This window comes from Tateyamaria sp. (assembly GCF_039945315.1).
Lineage (GTDB): Bacteria > Pseudomonadota > Alphaproteobacteria > Rhodobacterales > Rhodobacteraceae > Tateyamaria.
On sequence record NZ_JBDUXB010000049.1, the window covers coordinates 70,908 to 91,115 of the forward strand.

Here is a 20,208-nt window from a genome sequence, read left to right on the forward strand (position 1 = left end):
TCAGCCTTTGACGGCCCCCGCCGTAAGCCCGCTCACGATCTGGCGCTGGAACACCATCACCAGCAAGAACAAAGGCGCTGTGATCGACACCGCCGCCGCCACCGCCTCGACCTGATCTGTTGTTGTGGTTTCACGGTTGAAGTAGCCCGCGATGGCCGGAACCATCGTCTGGTTCTGCGCATCCAGAAGCAGCGAGGTCACAAGGAAGTCGTTGTAGCCCAAGAGGAATGAGAACAGGCCCGTTGTGATTACCCCCGGCCACATGACCGGCATGATAACGCGGCGGAAGGCCTGGAAGTGGCTGCACCCATCCACCCGGGCGGCCTCATCTAGTTCGGAAGGAATGTTCTGGAAGAAGCTGCGCAGCATCCAGATCGTGAACGGTTGGTTGATGGACACAAGCACCGCGATCACCGCCCACGGTTGCCCGTAGAGCGTCGGCGAGAGGTCCCCAAAGATGGGCCGCAGGATTTCAGCGGAATTGATGAACCACGGCAGGTACCCCGCCACCAGAACCGAATGCGGCAGTGCGCGGAAAACAAGAGCGAGGATCAAAAGCCAAAAGGCAAGGTTCGAACCCGAACGCGCCAACCCGTAGCCTGCCAGCGTACCCACGGTCAAAGAGATGAGAACCACACCAGCCGTCACAATCATCGAGTTCATAAAGTTGCGGTAGAACTGGTTTTCGCCCCAGACAGCCTGATAGTGTTCGGTCGTAAGCCCAATGATCGGCTCGCCAATGGGTCCTAGGATCGAATTGATCACCCCGAATACCGGCGGCAATATCCCAAAAAAGATCAGCACGAATGCGAGGCCAAAGACGGCCGCGCCGACCAGCCATCCCACAACGATCAGCCCCGGACGAGAGAACCGCTCAACCAGTTTTGGCAGGCCCGTAAAGGCCCAGCGGATCGCAAAGAACAGAAATGCCAGCCCCAGCACGATGTCGATGATCGACAGCCCGTTGCCCGCGGCCCGGGTCGCAGGCCCGGTTATGACGTCCCAAGCGCTCGCCGCAAAGGCGTCGCGCGGGGATTTGACGCTCATCACCGCGATCCACACGATTGGGAAGGCCGCCAGCAAGCACCAGAAGGCGAGGAATGCGCCCGATGCAACTTTGAGCGAAAGCGGTTGTGCGGTTGCCTTCGACATCAGTGTGCCCCCCCTTTGTGGTCACGCCATGTGCGGCGCAACGGCAGGATCAACAGAACAACGATCCCAATCATGGTCAGCATGGCCGAGGCCGACGCCCGGCTAATCGCACGGTTGCCCGCATCATCCGGCACCATGAAATCGTAGGTGAGCCACTGCAGCGAAATCACGTGCGCCTGAGAGCGGAAGCCGACGATTTCTTCGAACGTCCGGTAGCAGTCCATAAGGTGGATCAGCGCAATAAAGATGATCAGCGGCATCAGGTGCGGCACGATCACATAGCGAAGACGTTCGAACCGGCTGGCTCCGTCGATGATCGCGGATTCCAGCGTGTCCATATTCACGGTTTGCAGGCCCGCATAGAAGATCACGAAAGCAAAGGGCGCCACGTGCCAGACGCGGTAAAAGTACATCAGGAGTTCAATTGTCCAAGCCTGAGCGAACATCGCAATGTCCTGCCCGGTCCAGCGTTCCAGCGTTGCCGTAAGGATGCCGTCGCCCACGAAAAGCCAGTAGATCGACAGTGACCCAATCACCGGCGTGATGATAAAGGGCAGAAGGGAGACGAAGATTATGGGGCCCTTGAATGCCTTGGCTGCATTGTTGACCGCCAGCGCAATCATCAGCCCTACACCGATGACCAAAGGCAGTGTCAGCAGCGTGAACATCAGGGTGAAACGCAGCGCCTTCCAGAAGTCGATCTGCAGAATGTCACCGACAGCTCCGCTGCTAATCGCCTCCCAAACCTTGTCCATTTGCAGCACGTTGGCATAGCTCTGAAAACCAACCCACGAGGTTGTCGTGATCGTCTTGCCTGTCTCTTCGTCGATCGTTGGCACTGTTTTCATTTCAGTGGTGCAGGTCTGGGTCAGGAACCCGGGCGTGCAGGTTTCCACCTCGATCTGTTGCATGACCGGTTGGGTCACCTGAAAGGACTGGATGAACACCGAAACCAGTGGCGCTGCGATAAAGAGCAGCATCATGAATACCGACGGCGCGACGAACCAGAAGAAAGTCTTAAACTTCATGTTGCAGTCCTTTCGTGGGTGGCAGCGGCCATTGGGCCCCCGATCTGCCAGCCGTTCATCATGGATGCGCCATTGGTGTTGGCGCCAAAGGTTGCTCTTGGTCGACGCGGATGCCGCAATCGGGCCGGCGGCATTCCCGCCAGTGCGCCCGGTTGTTCGGCAAGACGCGCAGCAACCGCGCATCCAGCAGAGCCACCGCCCACAACGATATGATCGAATTCAGTTTGCATGACATCCCAGTGTTTGGATTGGCTGGCCGGGAACGCCCCGGCCAGCCAAGTAAGTGGCTTACTTCAGCACACCGGCCTCTTTGGCCGCGGTAGCGTAGGATTCCTCAATCGCGACGAGCGTGGCTGCTGCGTCACGTTCCCCTGTCAGGAATGCAGGCAGTTCGTTCCCAAGCGCCGTGTGCATCAGACCCATTTGAGTGGTCGACGGGTAAGGCGGAGCCGCGGGAGACGCGGTGGCCGTTGCAATCGCACCTGCGGCCAGAGGACCGGGCTCATAGCCTTTGACCAGCCAGATCGCGGCTCCGTTGTTGGCCTTGACCATTTCCTCGTCCAGACCTTCCATCGCCAGACGGAAAGCAGCGTCAGCTTCCTCATCGGTGATGTTCGCCGCGATCACAATGCCGTCCCACCACAGTGTGGTGGCAGGTGCGCCGCCCTCCATGGCAAGCGGTGCGGCAGCCATTTTGACTTTGCCTACAACTGTACTTTCGGCTTCGTCATCCATGGCGGCGCCACGGCTCGCCCAGAGGTTCGACATGGCAATTTTGCCCTGTTGGAACTGCTGTTGCACGTAAGTTGAGTCGCTAACCAGCACCTCTGGATCGGCGTATGGAAGCGTTTTCGCCAATGTTTCCAGGGCCTTCACACCCGCCTCGGAGTTCACCGCGGCAGAGTTGTCTGCGTTGAAGAACGCACCACCAAAGGCCGGGTACATGTTCACGAATTCCTGCGCGAGGTTCCAGCCCGATTTCATCGTGGCACCGATGGCGTGGTCCACAACACCGGCCTCTTTGATAGTTTCGGCGGCGGCAAACACTTCGTCCCATGTGGTGGGCACTTCAAGACCGAGATCGTTGAAGATGTCTTCGCGGTACATCAGGTGCTGGGTGTTGACCATCATGGCAATCGCCATAGTCTTGCCGTCAACTTTGATCAGCTGGTTGGGCGACAGGTTCTGACCGTATTTTGCGACCAGATCGTCCAGCGGGCGGATCGTGCCAGCGTTCAGCAACGGTGTGACGGTGCCGTTGGATACGCCACCGATGTGATAAAGTGATGGGTTCGCTTCGAAGGCGGCAGGCTGCTTGGTGCGGAATTCCTGATCAAGCTCGGCCTGAAAATTCCCGCACTCGGCCATGGCGTCTGTGACGGCTTTCCACGCTTCAAATCCAGCGCTCAGCGATTTCAGCGGCACCGTGTTTTCGTAAGAGCACGCCGCGAACGCGGATGTGCCCATAAGCGAGACAGCGCCCGCCAGTGCCAGTTTCTTAAGATACATGTGCAAACTCCCTGTTGCGTTTTTTGTCAGTGCACCTTGCAAGCCTGCACCAACTTGGATTGCCCGATGCCCGGGTGCCCCCGGGGACAACGGGGTGTCATGTCAGCCGAGGCGTTCGCCTGACGTACTGTCAAATGCGTGACAGATCGTGTTCGGGATCGAGAAGGAGATCATGTCGCCTATCTCTGCCCGGAATTCTTTGTGCGCCTTGACCGAAACCAATTGTCCGCCCGCACGGACCGTCAGCATGGTCGCATCACCCAGAAGTTCGATTGTGTAGATCGGGGCGTTGATCTGGCCGTCGGCTTCAGCCAATGCAGCGTCTTCGGCACGGAACCCCAAGGTGACAGGCCCGTCGGGCACGCCAAGGCCGCCGATCTTGACCTTGTCGCCGGTAAATGTACCGCCCGCCATTGTGCCGTCCATCAGGTTCATCGCAGGTGAGCCGATAAAGCTTGCTACGAAAGTGTTGGCCGGGTTGTCGTAGATTTCAGTTGGGGTGCCCACTTGTTGGACCTTGCCCTGTTTCATCACCACGACGCGGTCAGCCAATGTCATTGCTTCGATTTGGTCGTGGGTCACGTAGACGGTTGTGACCTTCAACTCGTGGCTTAGGTTCTTGATCTGGGCGCGGGTGGAAACCCGCAGTTTGGCGTCCAGATTGGAGAGTGGTTCATCCATCAGGAACACGTTCGGCTCGCGCACAATCGCTCGGGCAAGAGCGACGCGCTGACGCTGACCACCAGAAAGTTCAGCGGGCTTGCGGTGCAGAAATTCATCGAGCTCAACCATTGCGGAGGCGCGGCGTACCCGCTCGTCATGCGTTGCGGGGTCTGCTTTTCGCACCTTCAACGGAAAGCGGATGTTTTCATAGACATTGAGGTGCGGGTAGAGCCCGTAGGATTGAAACACCATCGCCACGTCGCGGTCTTTTGGGTCCAGATCGTTGACCCGCTTGCCGTCGATCACGATGTCACCGTCTGTTGCGTCCTCTAGCCCCGCAATCATCCGCATCGTCGTGGTTTTTCCACAGCCTGAAGGACCCAGCAGTACGAGGAATTCCTGGTCCGCAATCGTGAGGTCGAAGTTGTCGACCCCGACAAACGTACCCCAGCGCTTGTTGATGTTGCGTAGCTGAATTTCGGCCATAATGATCCCTCGCGACAGCTTGATATCAAACGCTAGCCACCGCACGTACGTCTTGGCAACAGTTTTTTGCACACGTGTGCAAAATAGTTAACCCAACGTCGCCAAAGCGATGGAATCGCGTGCTTTCACGGAATTCTGGAACGTTCGAAAATGTCTTTTCAGGCTGTATTCGTCGCCTGCAAACCGGCAACTGCCGCGCGAATCCCCTCAACGGAAGGCAGCGTGTCGCCATAAGCACGCCCCGTAGGAATAAAGCTGTCTTCGGCGGTGTAGCGCGCAATGTTTCGATGACCGGCCTCGAAAAGCGCGGTCATGACGCCTTCCGAGACTCCGCCAGAACGGCGCGTTTCATCGACGACAAGGATATGTTTACTGCCCTGCACAGCGTCCAGAAGACTGTCGATGGGCAGCGGTGCCAGCCAACGGAGATCAATCAGCCGCGCACCAGGAATATCTACCTTTTCGGCGAGGTATCGGCCATTTGCAAAGGTCACAATGGCCAGATCGCCTTGGCCCTGCACACCGACCTCACCAACCTCAATACGTTGATCCAGATCGGGATAAGTGCGCATCCACGCGCCATCTCCGGACTGCACATCCCGCATCGGGTAAAGCGCAATGGGTTCCACAAAGACGCACAGACGGTTTTCTTCGCGCGCAAGGCGGTGGCACTCGCGCAGCATTTGGACGGCCTCTGCCCCGTCCGATGGACAGGCAAGGATCAGCCCCGGAATGTCGCGCAGCACAGCAAGCGCATTGTCGTTGTGGAAATGACCGCCGAACCCTTTTTGATAACCAAGACCGGCGATACGCAGCACCATCGGATTGGCCCATTGCCCGTTGGAAAAGAACGGCAGGGTCGCCGCTTCGCCGCGTATCTGGTCCTCGGCGTTGTGCAGGTACGCAAGAAACTGGATTTCAGGCATCGGGACAAACCCGTTATGGGCCATCCCGATCGCAAGCCCGAGAATGGACTGTTCGTCCAAGAGTGTGTCGATCACACGGGACGTTCCAAACCGCGCAGACAGCTTTTGCGTGACGCCATAGACCCCTCCCTTGCGCCCAACATCTTCGCCCATGATCACCGTTTCAGGATGGGCGAGCATTAAGTCGGTCAGCGCCCAATTGATCAGTTTCGACATTGGTTGTGGGCGGTCCATCTGGGCAAAGTCCGTCCCAAAGGCAGCAGTACGGGCCGAGGCGTCCGGACCATTTGTCAAAGAAGCGGCCCGCGCAGGAGGCACGATGGCGGACATCACCGCCTCTGCCCCTTTTAGGGGTGGGGAATCGGCAATCTGCGAGGCCTCATCTCGGGTGCGGGCAAGGGCGCCCGTGTAAATAGCAAGGACAGCATCGGGCTCCATCCCTTGAGCGACCAGCCCAGCCGCTGTGTGCAACAGTGGATCGTTAGCCTCATCCGCCTCGACTTCTGCGCGCGGCAAATAGCTTGTCGCCACATCGGCACCGGCATGTCCATACAAGCGCACGGTGCGCAGATGCAGGACGGCGGGTTTTCGTGTACGACGCACATAGTCTGCGGCCTCGGATGCAGCCGCATAGGCATCCCACATATTGCAACCATCACCGCTGAAATACGTCAGCCCCGGACGGTGCGCGAGGCTGCTCTCGACCCAGCCTGTCGGGGTCTTGGTCGAAATCCCAATTCCGTTGTCTTCGCAGATGAACAACAAGGGCAAGGGAGCGCCCTGTACACTGGTCCAGCCTGCCGCGTTGATCGCGCCTTGCGCCGTTGAGTGGTTGAGCGAGGCATCCCCAAAACTCGCGACGGCGATCGTATCGTCTGGAAGGATCGCCAGTTCGGGACGATTACGGCGGGCTAACGCGATGCCATAGGCCGCACCAACGGCCTTGGGCAGGTGACTGGCAATTGTCGAGGTCTGCGGCGGAATGAAAAGATCGCGGCTTCCCAGCACCTTGTGACGCCCGCCGCTGGTGGGATCACTTGCGGCGCAGGCATAGCTGAGCAGCATATCGCGACAGGCGTCCTGCCCGGCCTTGGCTGCTCGGGCCACCTGAAACGCGCCATCCCGGTAATGCAGAAACGCGATGTCATCCACGCGCAGCGCATGGGCAACCGCCGCCATGCCCTCGTGCCCGGACGAGCCGATGGTGTAAAACCCCTGACCCGCTTTCTGCATTTCACGGCTCACAATATCCAGCGCACGGGTCAGGCATTGGTGTTCGAACAGACGATGCGCGGTCTCGGCGTCCAGCCCGTGCGGCGTGACCTCGGGCAGGTCACGCGCTGCCACCTGTCTCAGGAAGTTATCGTGAACGATCGAAACGCGGTCCATGCGGCCTCTGTCAGGATGTTTGATTTCGTTCCTCTGGCGGGTTTTTCAGAACAGAAAAGAACAAAACCCCAACCTTTTCTGTTCCCAATCACTCCTCCGGGGACAGACCGCCCCCGGCAATGGGTCAGAAAAAGGCCTGCAGCCCAGTTTGTGCACGACCCAAAATCAAGGCGTGCACGTCATGGGTGCCTTCATAGGTGTTGACGGTTTCAAGGTTCATCATGTGGCGCATGACCTGAAACTCACCCGAAATCCCGTTTCCGCCGTGCATATCACGGGCGTTGCGCGCAATGTCGAGCGCCTTGCCGCAATTGTTGCGTTTGACGATGGAAATCATTTCTGGCGCAGCCTCGGCTGCGTCCATCAAACGACCCACCTGCAGCGAAGCCTGCAAGCCAAGCGCAATCTCCGTCTGCATGTCCGCCAGCTTTTTCTGGAACAGTTGGGTCTGAGCCAAAGGCTTGCCGAATTGCTTGCGGTCCAATCCGTATTGGCGCGCGGCGTGCCAGCAAAACTCGGCTGCCCCCATCGCCCCCCAGCTGATCCCGTAGCGGGCACGGTTCAGACAGCCAAAAGGCCCTTTGAGACCTTGAACATTCGGCAACAGTGCGTCCTCACCGACTTCAACATCTTCCAACACAATCTCGCCGGTGATGGAGGCGCGCAAAGACAGTTTTTGTTCGATCTTTGGTGCGGACAGACCTTTTGCCCCTTTTTCGAGAACGAAACCCCGGATTTTTCCACCGTGTGCGTCGGACCTCGCCCAGATCACAAATACATCCGCAATGGGTGAATTCGATATCCACATCTTCGCGCCGTTCAACACATAGCCACCGTCTGTCTTTTTGGCATTTGTCTTCATGCCCGCCGGATCGGAGCCCGCGTCCGGTTCGGTCAGCCCAAAGCAGCCAATCCATTCTCCGCTCGCCAGCTTGGGCAGGTACTTGGTGCGCTGCGCTTCGGACCCGTAGGCATAGATGGGATACATCACGAGGCTCGATTGTACCGACATCATCGAACGATACCCGGAATCGATCCGCTCGACCTCGCGCGCAACGAGGCCGTAGGACACATAAGATCCGCCTAGCCCTCCGTATTCCTCAGGCAGCGTTACTCCCAGTAGCCCCATTTCACCCATCTCGCGGAAAATGTCCGGGTCCGATGTCTCTTCGGCAAAGGCCTGAACGACCCGCGGTGCCAGTTTTTCCTGCGCATAGGCTGCAGCCGAGGCTTGGATCATCCGCTCATCTTCGCTGAGCTGTTCAGACAGGCGGAACGGATCTGCCCAGTCAAAGCTGCCCAGATCAGGGGCGTCCTTGGCTTTGAGTATTTTGGCTTCTGCATTCATCTGAACTCTCCTTTGCGGATATCGTGGCGCGCGGGCTATGCCATACTTGGGCACGACCTCTTCAGCACCTATGTGTTGTGCCGCGAACCGGTGTCCAATGGCAATGCGTACAAGCTTATTTTTTCGACAATACGCACGGTTCTCCATTTGGCGAACTCGGTGGGATACGATCTCGATTGGGCAAAAGTGCCAGATCCTCGACGCGCCGTTGCCCCATTTTCGCCGCAATAGCAGCCGATAAAACAGCCCTATGATTCTGACATTCGGGTGGGGCCGAAATGTAAAAGGAGTGCTGCCATGAAGCGCGCGTTTACCCTCGCGGCCACAGTTGCCGCAATGTCCATCGCCACCGCTGCGGCGGCGGACGAACACACTGTTCTCATACTGCCCGACGCTTATTTCCCGCAGGTGACTTATCTGGACAACGGCGACTCGGTTCGCTTCATCAACATGTCCGGAGGTGAACACAATATCATTGCCGAAGGTGCGGCTTGGGAAATCGGACCCATTCCGGATCAGGGCGAAGCGGTCTTGGAAGTCAGCAACGTGGTCGAGAAAGCCTTTTTCAACAAAGATGCCACTGCTGAAGACGGCACAATGCTTGTCCAAGGCGAGATCAGCTTTGACACAGCGCCACTGAACTAAGTCGGCGTATCGCTTAGCGGTTCAATCAGCGCAGGCCCGGCGGCCCGGTTGGAATTGACCGTGGTGTCGACACGATACCAACTCAAAGTTTCTTCCGGGGCCGCACGCATCAACGTCGCGGCCCCTTTTCCCTTTTCGCCCAGCCAAAGCGGGATGTCGTCCGGCTCGAGAATTACAGGCATGCGGTGGTGTATCGCGGACATGGCTTTGTTCGCTCCTGTAGTCACGATCGCGGCCGTGCGCATTTCGTCAGTGTCATCCTTGGTCGACCACGTCTGCCAGATCGCTGCGAAAGCCAAAGGCGCGCCGTCTGTTCGGCTGATATACCACGGCAGCCGAACATCCCCATCCCGGGTCCATTCATAAAAGCCTGAGGCAACAATTATGGCCCGCCGTTCTCGGCAAGCTGCACGAAAGGCCGGCTTCTCTGCAATCGTTTCTGCCCGTGCGTTGATCAGCAACGGCCCGTCATTTGGTTTCTTGTACCAGTGCGGAATGAACCCCCACCGCATGGCACCCAGTCGGCGCTGCCCTTCATATGTGGTCACAACATGCACAGCGTTGGTCGGGCAGACATTGTAGTTCGGCACATTCGGCAGGTCGTTTGCGGGCGTAGCCTCAAACAGCTGCGCCATGGCGTCCGTGGGCAGGGTGATGGAAAAGCGTCCGCACATAGGCACAAGAATGGAACGACGCGGCCGCACAGGCAACCCGCTTGCAGGCCAATGATCAGCCGGGCAAGGTGGCGCAAGGGATCGCACACAACGCCTCATCGTCCTGCCCTATTATTCCGGCGCCGGTCACACCGCGCAGGTAGCCCAAGCCATCGCAAGCGGTGCAAGAGGCGATCAGACCCGGGCAGAGGTCATCGATATCGAGCATATGACGGCGGATCATTGGGCCCTCTTGGATAGTGCGGACGCGATATTGCTTGGCGCTCCGACATATATGGGTTCGACCGCCGCACGCTACGGCGTTTTTCTTGAAGAGGCGGGCGAACGATGGATGGACCTGGGCTGGAAGGACAAACTCGCCGGTGGATTTACCGTCGCTACGTTTCCGTCCGGGGACAAGTTGGCGACCTTGCAGCGATTTTCGATCTTTGCCGCGCAAATGGGCATGATCTGGGTTGGCCCCGTTGATATTGGCGCTCCTGTCTTTCCTGAGCGGGAAGGCGTGAACGCAGATGGCGGCTGGCTTGGGTTGATGGCGACCAGTGCGCGCAGCCGGCGTGGCGCTGTGCGTGAGGGCGATCTTGAAACCGCCGCTCAGTTTGGCGCGAGGGTGGCCGGTATTGCCCAGCGCTTGCGAGGATCAGACAGCTAAGCCCGGGCAAGCAAAGCAAAACCCCCAACGGCACTGGCCATCGGGGGTTCGCAATCAGTCTCGTTAGGCGCACCTGATGGTGCGCACTGCCGCTTACTTGGCAGTGATACGTCCATCCGTATAGGGCGTGAACGGACCTTTCGCGGCTAGGAATTCAGCCGTGACATCAGCAAGATCCGGTCCAAAGTCGTAGGCATTGAGCGCCTCTTTGAACATGCCGTAGCCATCACCGCCGTTGCGCACATAGTTGTTGGACACGACGCCGTAGAGCTTGTCAGTATCAATCAGCGAACCGCCAACCATCACATCACTGATGCGCGCACCTGGTTCGGCTGCCGCATCAAAGGCATAGCTCATGCCTGCCACTTGTGGGAAACGGCCTGCGCCATCTTCGATTTGGCCTACACCATTTTCCAGAGCAGCAACTATAGTCGCTCCGGTCACCTGGAACGTGGACAGTGTGTTCTGGAACGGCAGAACAGTCAGGACTTCACCCATGGTAACAGGCCCTGCATCGATGGACGCACGAATGCCCCCGCCGTTCTGGATCGCGATCTCGATCCCCTGATCCGCTACCCGGTCAAGCATCGCATCAGCGATAAGCGAACCCATGGCGCACTCCATCGCGCGGCAGGTGTCACGGCCGCCTTCGATGACGTCAGCCGCTTCGGCAACGACACGTGTCTTCATCTCTTCGATCGGCGCACCCATTTCGGTGATCCGGGCAAGGAAGGCGTCGTTCGGAGTGACCGAGGCATCCAGCACCATCGGATCACCTGAAGCCGCAGTCACGTTGCCATCATCATCAAAAGTGACGGTCATATGGCCCAGATACTTGGTGTAGGCATAGGCCTGTGCCACGGGTGTGCCGTCGACCATCGTGGGATAGGCAGGCGTGCCGTCATCGTCATTGGACATCAACGTGTGGCTGTGCCCTCCGATCACAACGTCGATGGCGGGAACGGCTGCGGCGATGTCCAGATCCTTGTTCAGGCCGACGTGGTTAAGGGCGATGATGATATCGACGCCTTCGGCTTCAAGGGCGGCGGCATCCGCGCTCAGCGCCTCGATCTCGTCCTGAAAGATCACGTTTTCGCCGGGGCTGGACGTTTCAACGGTGTCTACGGCCAAGGCCGAAATCACACCAATTTTCTTGCCGCCAACCTCAAGAACAACGTGGTTCTCAACTTTGCCCGCCAAAGTGGCTTCGCCAGATACATCCAGATTGCCTGAAATCACAGGAAAGCTGACCGTGTCTACAAAGCTGCCCAAACCGGCAGGACCATCGTCAAATTCGTGGTTGCCCACGGCCATGACGTCATAGCCCATCTGTTCCATGAATTCGGCTTCTGCGGCCCCTTTATAGGTGGTGTAAAACAGAGAGCCCTGAAATGGGTCGCCTGCGTCCAGAACCACAACGTTTTGGTTGTCGAGCGACGCCTTCTTGGCATCAATGGCCGTCTTGACGCGCGCAATGCCGCCAAAGCACTTACCCTCGGCTTCGCCGTCAGCGTTGCAGGTGGAATCATATTTGTTGATCGATTCGATCCGGCTGTGCATGTCGTTGGTATGCAGAATGTGCAGTGTATACTCGGCCGAAGCGACGCCAGCGCTCAATGCCAATGCCGCTGTGCCCATCAAAAGTCGGGTCATGTCGGTTTCTCCCATGTTGATTATGAGCGTTACGTGACAACAATCCGCGTCCCGAGTCAAAGGACATCCTGCATGATTGACGCAACGCACACGTGACAACGCCCACTTGATTGTTTGATAAGCGGCGGGCATCAGGGGCGCATGCTGATTTACAAAATTTTCCGCGCCCCCGAATGGGCAGCTTTGCGTCGGGACACAACCACGACGGGGGCACCGATAGACGTCACGGACGGCTATATCCACTTCTCGACGGCTGAACAGGCCGGCGAGACTGCGGCAAAGCATTTTGCGGGCATAGATGATCTGTTTCTGATCGCAGTTGAGACCGATGCACTGGGCGATGATCTGAAATGGGAGCCTTCGCGCGGTGGTGCGTTGTTCCCGCACCTCTATCGCGAGATGAGACTGGCAGACGTACATTGGGCGCAGCCTTTGCCGATCGTCGACGGAGCGCATCAGTTCCCCGTCGGGGCCGGGTTTGACACATGAGCGAGGCGGCCTTTGTCGATCCTACACGCGCACAATTCGATGCGTTCAAAGGACTGGACAGAGACCAACAGATCGAATTGTTGAATCTTGTCCGGTTTCGTGACCTCGCCATGATTTCAGACCCTGACTATCAAAGCGCCGTGGTGCACGGACAAGCCGGTGTGGCCACGTCCCGCCTGATGGGCACTAAAACGGGCACAATCGGGACCAGTTTTGGATGAAACGCACAATTGAAAACCTCGGCATGGCAGCCTTGCGTCGCATTGACCCGGAAACCGCACACGGATTGGCCTTGCGCGCTGTTCACACGCCACTGGCGCATTTGCCCGGCCCCGTAACCAGCGACCGGCTGTGCACCGAAATTGCCGGGCTTACCCTGCCCAACCCCGTCGGCCTTGCCGCAGGCTTTGACAAGAACGCCACGGCCATCGCGCCTTTGTCACGCGCCGGATTTGGCTGGATTGAGGTGGGGGCCGCTACTCCAGTCGCGCAACCCGGCAATCCGCGCCCACGCCTCTTCCGACTGCCCGAGGACGGAGCGGCGATCAATCGTTTCGGGTTTAACAACGACGGGATGGAGGCGATTGCGCAGCGCCTTTCCAAACGACCTAAAGGGGTGCCTGTCGGGCTTAACCTTGGGGCCAACAAGGACAGTGCGAACCGGGCTGAGGACTTTGCAAAGGTGCTGGCCCATTGCGCACCGCATATCGACTTTGCCACTGTGAACGTTTCAAGCCCCAACACCGAGCGCTTGCGCGATCTGCAGGGCCCCATGGCACTTGCCGCTCTGCTTGATGGTGTGATGCAGGTGCGCGGCAACGTGCCAGTCTTTCTCAAAATCGCACCAGACCTGACGGATCAGGATCTGGCCGATATTGCCAAAGTGGCGCAAGACGCCCGGATCAGCGCGATCATTGCGACCAACACCACGCTTGACCGTTCTGGTTTGCGCAGCGCGCATGCACAGGAAAAAGGCGGGCTGTCCGGCGCGCCCCTGTTTGAAAAATCCACGAGAGTATTGGCCAAGTTGCACAAGTTGACAGACATCCCGCTGATCGGTGTAGGCGGCATCTCGTCTGCCGAAGACGCCTATGCCAAAATCTGCGCTGGTGCATCGGCGGTGCAACTTTACACCGGCCTTGTCTATGGCGGGCTAAGCCTTGCGGCAGAAATCGCACGGTGTCTCGACGGGTTGTTGGAACAGGATGGGCATGCGTCGGTCACGGATGCTGTCGGAACCAAAGTCCAGAATTGGCTCTGACCCACCTTCATCTCGCAGATTAAACTCAAGGCTTGGGCAGCACCCCAGCTCTCAACCCGCGGCCCGTTCCAGCGCGGGATAGCGCGCACCCAGCGTCACCCCACGTGCCACAAAGGAGATCAGCAGAGCTGCCCAAAGGCCGTGATTGCCCATCACCGGCAACAACACGAAAATGGCCCCCCAGTAGATCAAAAAGGACAGCGCCATCATGTTGCGCATGTCCCGCCCCCGCGCGGCCCCGATGAAAATGCCGTCCAGCATCCACGCCGCACAGCCCAGCAAGGGTGCTGCCACCATCCACCACAAATAGGCGCGCGCCTCCTGTTGGACGTCCGCGTCCTTGGCCATCAAATCAATCAGCCACGGACCAGCCAACAGGAACGCCGCGGCCGTGATCACGCAGACCGTCAATCCCCACATCCCCGTTATAAGCGCAGCACGGCGGACACGGCGCCCGTCTCCGCGCCCGTAGGCCCGCGCGATCAGCGTCTCAGCCGCAAAAGCAAACCCATCCATAGCGTGTGCGGTGATATACATGAACTGGATCAGCACCTCGTTGGCCGCAAGCGTCACATCGCCAAACCGTGCGCCGATAAAAACAAAGCTGGAAAAGATGACCATCAACATGGCTGAGCGCAGCAAGATATCTGTGTTTAGCAACGCCATCCGAACCAGCTTCGCCCTCTCAAGCACCCGCGTCCGGTCCCGCCATGCAGGACGCACAAAGGCCGAGCGGCAAAACCAAAGCCCCAGAGCCGCGCCCAGCACTTCGGCGATGACTGTGGCGATGGCCACGCCCTCAACCCCCCAACCAAAGCCGAGCACAAAGACAAAGTTCAACGCGATGTTAACCCCGTTCATGCCCAGCTGAATCCAGAATACAGCGCCTGTGCGCTCCATCGCGATCAGCCAACCGGTAAGGGCGTAAACCGCAATCGCCGCAGGAGCCGTCCAAATGCGAATGGTCAGGTAACCACGGGCAAGGCTTTCGACCTCGGCACTGGCCGGTGACAGTTGGAACGCTGCCCAGAACAGCGGGATTTGCAACACGATCAGACTCAGACCACCAAGCCCCGCGACCAGCAGCGCGCGTGTCAGCCATGCAGACACCTCATCGTCATCCCCCGCCCCGGCCGCCTGCCCGACCAGACCAACGGTGCCCATGCGCAAAAAGCCGAAGATCCAATACACTGTGGTCAGGATGATTGCGCCCATGGCGACGGCCCCGATGGGCGCGGCCTCTCCCATCTGTCCCACCACGCCAACGTCCACGGCTCCGAGGATCGGTACCGTTGCATTGGACAAAACGATGGGCAGCGCAATTTTCAGCACCCTGCGATGCGTGAGGGGCGCTGCAGGCGCAGTTGGGCTCGCAGCCGTGCTCACCGTCGTTGGGGCATTACGAAGTGGCCCGTGCCTTGCGCAAAAAGCCGGTCGCGATTGTCTTGCCACCCCTCCACATGGACGCTGGCATAGCGCCGCCCGGACCGGTTGATCCGTGCACGTGCATAGGCATCGCGGGGCAAGCCGGAGCGGAGGTAATCCACCGAAAAATCAACTGTCTTCGGGAGACGCGGCAAGGATGGCGAATCAGCGACTTCAAAATCGAGCGCACCACTTTCGATATCGTCCCAAAGATATGACCAGCTTAGCGTGATCACTGCCGTCACCTCAAGAAAGGCAGCCGTCACTCCGCCATGAAGGGCAGGCAACATGGGGTTTCCGATAAGTTTGTCAGCAAAAGGCAGGATTGCCGTCAATTCGTCACCACGACGATCAATCCGGACGCCGAGATACTGGATGTATGGCACCCCATCCACCAGTGCACGCAGGGCGGCATCGCGTCGTTGTTTGACGGCCTGAACGGGCTCGGGTCGTTTCATCGCGCGCCCTCCACCGTAAATGCCCCGGTCGCGGTCGCCACCGGGTTGTCGGCATCTTCATCTACCGCCGTAGCACGAACAAAGGCGACGGAACGGGTCACATGGTAACAAGTTGCATGGGTCGTTATCGCCTGTCCCGGAGTGGCCGCGCGCATGTAGTCGATGCGCAGATCCAGCGTAGCAGTGCCACCGGTATTGGACGGATGCGCCATCACGGCCGCTCCGCAACACGTATCCATTAGCGCCGAAACGGCTCCTCCGCTGATGACACCGGTTTCGGGATCACCGATCAGGCGCTTGTCATACGGCATCGAGATCACCGCCTCGCCGTCCGTCACTTTGACAAGAGCCATACCCAGATCGCGGGAATGCGGGATGGCTTCGATGAACTGGCGCACATTCTTCAGTCGGTCGGACATATCGCTCGTTTCTTTCTGGACAGTCATCACGTTATGGGCGTGCCCCTCGATCAGGGCAAGGCACCTGTTGCCCTCGGGGAAATCCCGCCTTAGGATTCGCTTTAGGGGAGAGGCAAGCCATGTCAGATGAGCGCTTGAGCTTTAAAGAAATGTGCGCGCAGTTCGATGTAACGCCGCGTACGTTGCGCTATTACGAATACATTGAGCTGCTCAAGCCTGACCGCGAAGGGCGTTCACGCTTTTACGGCGCGCGCGAGAAGGCGCGTATGAAACTGATCCTGAGGGGCCGAAAGTTCGGGTTTCAGCTGGAAGATATCCGCCAGTGGTTACTGATCTACGAAAATGAAGGCAATGAAGCCCAAATGCGGGCTTGGGTCGAATTGGCTGATGGACAGCTGGCCGAACTGGAAGAACAGCGCAAACAGCTCGCCGACGCCACGGCCGAGTTGAAGGACTTGCGTGACAGCGTCGCAAGCGAATTGGCCGACAAATAGGCGCACTGCTCACTTTTTGGACTTGGGTCCCTTTTTAGATGTACTTCGTTTGACCTCCGCCTCACGCGTCCTAAACCGTTGGAGGCACAGGCCAAGGTAAACGCTGCAATGACACAATCGACGAAACCAGTACTGATCCTCGGCAGCGCTCCGGGTGTGCTGGCGGCCCGGGATCTGCCCAAATCGCTGTTTTCTTCGATCGTTGCGATCAACAATGCTTGGAGCGTGCGCGACGATTGGGACTATCACATCTCACCGGAAGACTTTCCGGCAGACCGCGCGCCAACTGATCTGACTGACGGGCAAAAGCGCATAGGTGCGGACGAATACGTTCCCGCCAACAACACATACGGCGGGATCATCTATGCGGGCGCGACCATGGCCTTTACGGCAGGGTATTGGGTTCTCAGTGCCTTGCGCCCCTCAGCTATGGTTTTTGTTGGCTGTGACATGGTTTATTCTACAACCGGAAATCCACATTTTTATGGCAAAGGGTCGGCAGATCCTCTGCGTGAAGACATCACTTTACGCAATCTTGAAGCCAAGTCAGCACGCCTGATGCTGCATGCATCAGAACAGGGCTGCGCATGCATGCGAGCACCAGGTGGCGAAAGCCGTCTTGTCTTTCCGCCTATGGATCTGAAAGACATCGGCCAGATCACTTTGCCTCGGATGCGCGCCAATCCTTCTGCGTTTAACCGTGCGCATGGCTACGAAGATACCCTCGGATACTTCGTGGAATCGGGCAGATATTGGGATTCGGCTCCAAACTACTCAACCGAACGTCTTGATGAACTGGACCAGCTGTGGATCAGCGCTGGTAACAGCGCTCGCGCGTCAGACCAGCCTAGCGCCTAACGTCTTTCTGCGTCCAAAACTGCGAACTGATTCCCAAAATTTAGCGCGACTTGCCCGCTTGACGCAGCAGACAGCCACGTCAACTCCAAAATGACGTAACGTAGACTTACGTAAACGTAATGGCATGGTTGCATCGCTCTACTAGCTCTCCCATGTACTTGTCGAAACAAGATACGCGAGTGTTCCAAAGATGAACGAGAAAATGATGACCATCCGTGAAATGTGCGACGCATTTAACGTCACACCGCGGACATTGCGCTTCTACGAAGCCAAGGAACTGCTGTCCCCAGTGCGCGAAGGGCAAAAGCGCCTGTTCACCAAGCGCGACCGGGCCCGGCTCAAACTGATCCTTCGTGGGAAGCGTTTTGGCTTCAGCCTCGAAGAGATCAGACAACTTCTCGACCTGTATGACATGGGCGACCAGCAACAGACCCAACTGGCACGCACCTACGAAATTGCCAGCGATCGCCTTGCAGACATGGTCGCCCAGCGCGACGAATTGAACGAAGCCATCGGCGATCTGCAAGACCAACTGAAATGGGGTGAGAAAATGCTCGCCTCTATGAACACCGCCAAAAACGCCGCTGAATAAGCGGCGCGCTACGACTGGGAGAACACCATGCCAAGCTACACCCCACCCACCAAAGACATGCAATTCATCCTGCACGATGTGCTAAACATCACAGGCAGCACGATCCCCGGCTATGATGAGTTAGAGGCAGACTTTACCTCTGCCATCCTCGAAGAGGCAGGCAAGCTGACCGCTGGGGTGCTGGCCCCCCTGAACGTGGTCGGCGACACCGAAGGCTGCCGCCTTGAAAACGGTATCGTCTACACGCCCACAGGGTTCAAGGACGCGTTCGAGCAGGTCAAGGAAGGTGGATGGCCCGGCCTCGATATGCCCGAACAGTTCGGGGGGCAGAATATGCCCGTCGTCATCGGCTCCGCCGTTGGGGAAATGTTCAGTTCAGCCAATATGGCTTTCACGATGTATCAAGGCCTGACGCACGGCGCGGCCTCGGCAATCCTGGCGCATGGCACGCAAGAGCAGAAAGATACCTATCTGCCCAAGATGGTGTCCTGCGAATGGACCGGCACGATGAACCTGACCGAGCCACATTGCGGCACCGACCTAGGCCTGATGCGCACCAAGGCCGAACCGCTGGATGACGGCAGCTACAAGATCACGGGCCAGAAAATCTTTATCTCTGCCGGTGAGCACGACATGGCCGACAACATCATCCACCTTGTGTTGGGCAAGATCGTTGGCGGGCCTGAAGGCATCAAAGGCGTGTCTCTATTCATTGTGCCCAAGTTTCTTGTGAACGAAGACGGATCATTAGGTGCCCGCAACGGCGTGGCCGTCGGCAACATCGAAGAAAAAATGGGCATTCACGGCAACTCGACCTGTGTGATGAACTATGATGGCGCCATCGGTTACTTGATCGGTGAAGAGCACAAAGGCATGCGCGCCATGTTCACCATGATGAACGAGGCACGTCTGGGTGTGGGTATGCAAGGGCTGTCTCAGGCCGAAGTCGCCTACCAGAACGCACTGGACTACGCCAAAGACCGCTTGCAAGGTCGTGACGTCACAGGCGTGAAAAACCCAGAAGGCCCTGCCGATCCGCTGATCGTACACCCCGATATCCGTCGCTCGCTGATGGATCAGAAGTCATTTGCCGAAGGCGCCCGTGCATTCATCCTTTGGGGTGCGACAATGATCGACGCGGCCCACCGGTCTGATGACAAGGATGCGGACGGCATTGTGTCGCTGCTGACCCCGGTCATCAAAGGGTTCCTGACGGATGGGGGCTATGACAACACCATCAAGGCCCAGCAGGTCTATGGCGGACACGGCTACATCGAAGAATGGGGCATGTCGCAATACACCCGCGATGCCCGGATCGCGATGATCTACGAAGGAGCCAACGGCGTTCAGGCATTGGACCTTGTCGGACGCAAGCTGGCCCAGGACGGTGGCAAGCATGTGATGGCGTTCTTTGATCTGGTGAAATCCTTTATCAAGGACAACGCAGGTCAAGACGAGGCCTATGACAAGGAGTTCCTTGAACCGTTGAAGGCCGCATCAAAAGATCTGCAAGCAGCGGGCATGTACTTCATGCAGCAAGGGATGAAGAACCCCAACAACGCGCTGTCGGGGTCTTATGACTTCATGCACATGTTCGGTCACGTTTGCCTTGGCCTGATGTGGGCACGGATGGGTAAAGCAGCGCGCGCCGCACTTGCGGACGGGACATCTGATCCTGAGTTCTTCGAGACGAAGCTGGCCACCGGGCGCTACTATATGGCGCGCCAATTGCCTGCCACGGCGCTGCACCTGACGCGCATTCAATCCGGAAGCGATACAGTTATGGCGCTTGAGGCTGCAAACTTCTAAGGTCGGGGCGGGGCACACCCCCGCCCTACCCTTTTCAGAGTTGTCCTCATGCCCAAACGCTTTCGCCTCACCCGCCGTTTTCCTGTTGCCATGACCGAAGACGGTTATCGCCGACTAAAGCGGTTCGCGGCCGAGGCGGGATTAGATGAGGGCGAGGCACTGTCTTTTCTGTTCGAAAACTTCGACAGTGTGATGAACGAAGAAAACCTGACGGCACGGCTGCGCTTGTTCAACGCAGAACTTGAGGCCCGCAAACGCTGACCTTTTTCTTTTGGGGA

23 protein-coding genes are annotated in these 20,208 nt (G+C 58.1%); 10 read left to right on the plus strand and 13 right to left on the minus strand.

What is annotated here, in order from left to right:
* From ABJD00_RS15330 to ABJD00_RS15360, 7 genes are all read right to left on the minus strand, one after another.
* Positions 1–1,152, minus strand: a complete 1,152-nt coding sequence (locus ABJD00_RS15330) for a carbohydrate ABC transporter permease (RefSeq protein ID WP_413832330.1) — start codon at positions 1,150–1,152, stop codon at positions 1–3.
* Positions 1,152–2,180, minus strand: coding sequence for a carbohydrate ABC transporter permease (locus tag ABJD00_RS15335; protein WP_108835332.1), 1,029 nt, complete (start codon positions 2,178–2,180; stop codon positions 1,152–1,154). The genes ABJD00_RS15330 and ABJD00_RS15335 overlap by 1 nt, the downstream gene beginning before the upstream one ends.
* Positions 2,177–2,410 (minus strand): hypothetical protein, encoded by a 234-nt coding sequence (locus ABJD00_RS15340; RefSeq protein WP_413832332.1) that lies wholly within the window; start codon positions 2,408–2,410, stop codon positions 2,177–2,179. Before ABJD00_RS15340 ends, ABJD00_RS15335 begins: the two co-directional genes overlap by 4 nt.
* Before the next feature lie 58 nt (positions 2,411–2,468).
* Positions 2,469–3,689, minus strand: coding sequence for an ABC transporter substrate-binding protein (locus ABJD00_RS15345; protein ID WP_413832334.1), 1,221 nt, complete (start codon positions 3,687–3,689; stop codon positions 2,469–2,471).
* 102 nt (positions 3,690–3,791) lie between these two features.
* Positions 3,792–4,838, minus strand: a complete 1,047-nt coding sequence (locus tag ABJD00_RS15350; protein WP_413832336.1) for an ABC transporter ATP-binding protein — start codon at positions 4,836–4,838, stop codon at positions 3,792–3,794.
* A gap of 158 nt (positions 4,839–4,996) precedes the next feature.
* Positions 4,997–7,153: a thiamine pyrophosphate-dependent enzyme gene (locus tag ABJD00_RS15355; protein ID WP_413832338.1), complete on the minus strand. Its 2,157-nt coding sequence runs from the start codon at positions 7,151–7,153 to the stop codon at positions 4,997–4,999.
* Between the two features lie 124 nt (positions 7,154–7,277).
* Entirely contained in the window at positions 7,278–8,501 is a 1,224-nt protein-coding gene (locus ABJD00_RS15360; RefSeq protein ID WP_413832340.1) for an acyl-CoA dehydrogenase, read from the minus strand.
* Positions 8,502–8,798: 297 nt separating this feature from the next.
* Here ABJD00_RS15360 and ABJD00_RS15365 point away from each other — a divergent pair, with 297 nt between their 5' ends.
* Positions 8,799–9,146, plus strand: a complete 348-nt coding sequence (locus tag ABJD00_RS15365; protein ID WP_413832342.1) for a hypothetical protein — start codon at positions 8,799–8,801, stop codon at positions 9,144–9,146.
* Here the strand turns inward: ABJD00_RS15365 and ABJD00_RS15370 are convergent.
* A complete protein-coding gene (locus ABJD00_RS15370; RefSeq protein ID WP_413832445.1) occupies positions 9,143–9,820 on the minus strand; it encodes an SOS response-associated peptidase in 678 nt (225 codons plus the stop codon). The genes ABJD00_RS15365 and ABJD00_RS15370 overlap by 4 nt on opposite strands.
* Positions 9,821–9,875: 55 nt before the next feature.
* Complete coding sequence (locus tag ABJD00_RS15375) at positions 9,876–10,043, minus strand: hypothetical protein (RefSeq protein ID WP_413832344.1); 168 nt, start codon at positions 10,041–10,043, stop codon at positions 9,876–9,878.
* Between ABJD00_RS15375 and ABJD00_RS15380 the strand changes: the two genes are divergently transcribed.
* The gene (locus ABJD00_RS15380) at positions 9,972–10,472 is read left to right on the plus strand and encodes a flavodoxin family protein (RefSeq protein WP_413832447.1); all 501 of its coding nucleotides are present in this window, start codon (positions 9,972–9,974) and stop codon (positions 10,470–10,472) included. The genes ABJD00_RS15375 and ABJD00_RS15380 overlap by 72 nt on opposite strands.
* Positions 10,473–10,565: 93 nt before the next feature.
* Here ABJD00_RS15380 and ABJD00_RS15385 read toward each other — a convergent pair whose 3' ends face one another.
* The gene (locus tag ABJD00_RS15385; RefSeq protein WP_413832346.1) at positions 10,566–12,125 is read right to left on the minus strand and encodes a bifunctional metallophosphatase/5'-nucleotidase; all 1,560 of its coding nucleotides are present in this window, start codon (positions 12,123–12,125) and stop codon (positions 10,566–10,568) included.
* 141 nt (positions 12,126–12,266) lie between these two features.
* Here ABJD00_RS15385 and ABJD00_RS15390 point away from each other — a divergent pair, with 141 nt between their 5' ends.
* From ABJD00_RS15390 to ABJD00_RS15400, 3 genes are read left to right on the plus strand one after another with little or no spacing between them, the layout of a single operon-like run.
* Positions 12,267–12,614, plus strand: a complete 348-nt coding sequence (locus ABJD00_RS15390) for a DUF952 domain-containing protein (protein WP_413832348.1) — start codon at positions 12,267–12,269, stop codon at positions 12,612–12,614.
* Positions 12,611–12,835, plus strand: a complete 225-nt coding sequence (locus ABJD00_RS15395; RefSeq protein ID WP_413832350.1) for a hypothetical protein — start codon at positions 12,611–12,613, stop codon at positions 12,833–12,835. Before ABJD00_RS15390 ends, ABJD00_RS15395 begins: the two co-directional genes overlap by 4 nt.
* The gene (locus tag ABJD00_RS15400) at positions 12,832–13,875 is read left to right on the plus strand and encodes a quinone-dependent dihydroorotate dehydrogenase (protein ID WP_413832352.1); all 1,044 of its coding nucleotides are present in this window, start codon (positions 12,832–12,834) and stop codon (positions 13,873–13,875) included. The genes ABJD00_RS15395 and ABJD00_RS15400 overlap by 4 nt, the downstream gene beginning before the upstream one ends.
* Before the next feature lie 51 nt (positions 13,876–13,926).
* Here the strand turns inward: ABJD00_RS15400 and ABJD00_RS15405 are convergent, their stop codons facing one another.
* Genes ABJD00_RS15405 through ABJD00_RS15415 form a run of 3 tightly spaced genes read right to left on the minus strand, consistent with a single transcriptional unit; the run spans position 13,927 to position 16,177 of the window.
* Complete coding sequence (locus ABJD00_RS15405) at positions 13,927–15,207, minus strand: MATE family efflux transporter (protein WP_413832354.1); 1,281 nt, start codon at positions 15,205–15,207, stop codon at positions 13,927–13,929.
* Between the two features lie 50 nt (positions 15,208–15,257).
* Positions 15,258–15,758, minus strand: a complete 501-nt coding sequence (locus ABJD00_RS15410; RefSeq protein WP_413832356.1) for a PaaI family thioesterase — start codon at positions 15,756–15,758, stop codon at positions 15,258–15,260.
* Positions 15,755–16,177, minus strand: a complete 423-nt coding sequence (locus ABJD00_RS15415) for a PaaI family thioesterase (protein ID WP_413832358.1) — start codon at positions 16,175–16,177, stop codon at positions 15,755–15,757. Before ABJD00_RS15415 ends, ABJD00_RS15410 begins: the two co-directional genes overlap by 4 nt.
* A gap of 119 nt (positions 16,178–16,296) precedes the next feature.
* On the opposite strand from ABJD00_RS15415, the gene ABJD00_RS15420 reads away from it, so the two are divergent.
* From ABJD00_RS15420 to ABJD00_RS15440, 5 genes are all read left to right on the plus strand, one after another.
* Positions 16,297–16,671 (plus strand): MerR family transcriptional regulator, encoded by a 375-nt coding sequence (locus tag ABJD00_RS15420; RefSeq protein WP_413832360.1) that lies wholly within the window; start codon positions 16,297–16,299, stop codon positions 16,669–16,671.
* A 108-nt stretch (positions 16,672–16,779) separates the two neighbouring features.
* Positions 16,780–17,529 (plus strand): hypothetical protein, encoded by a 750-nt coding sequence (locus tag ABJD00_RS15425; protein WP_413832362.1) that lies wholly within the window; start codon positions 16,780–16,782, stop codon positions 17,527–17,529.
* A gap of 190 nt (positions 17,530–17,719) precedes the next feature.
* A complete protein-coding gene (locus ABJD00_RS15430; RefSeq protein WP_413832364.1) occupies positions 17,720–18,121 on the plus strand; it encodes a MerR family transcriptional regulator in 402 nt (133 codons plus the stop codon).
* A 27-nt stretch (positions 18,122–18,148) separates the two neighbouring features.
* Positions 18,149–19,930 (plus strand): acyl-CoA dehydrogenase C-terminal domain-containing protein, encoded by a 1,782-nt coding sequence (locus ABJD00_RS15435; protein ID WP_413832366.1) that lies wholly within the window; start codon positions 18,149–18,151, stop codon positions 19,928–19,930.
* 48 nt (positions 19,931–19,978) lie between these two features.
* Positions 19,979–20,191 (plus strand): hypothetical protein, encoded by a 213-nt coding sequence (locus ABJD00_RS15440; protein WP_413832368.1) that lies wholly within the window; start codon positions 19,979–19,981, stop codon positions 20,189–20,191.
* Positions 20,192–20,208 lie beyond the last annotated feature (17 nt).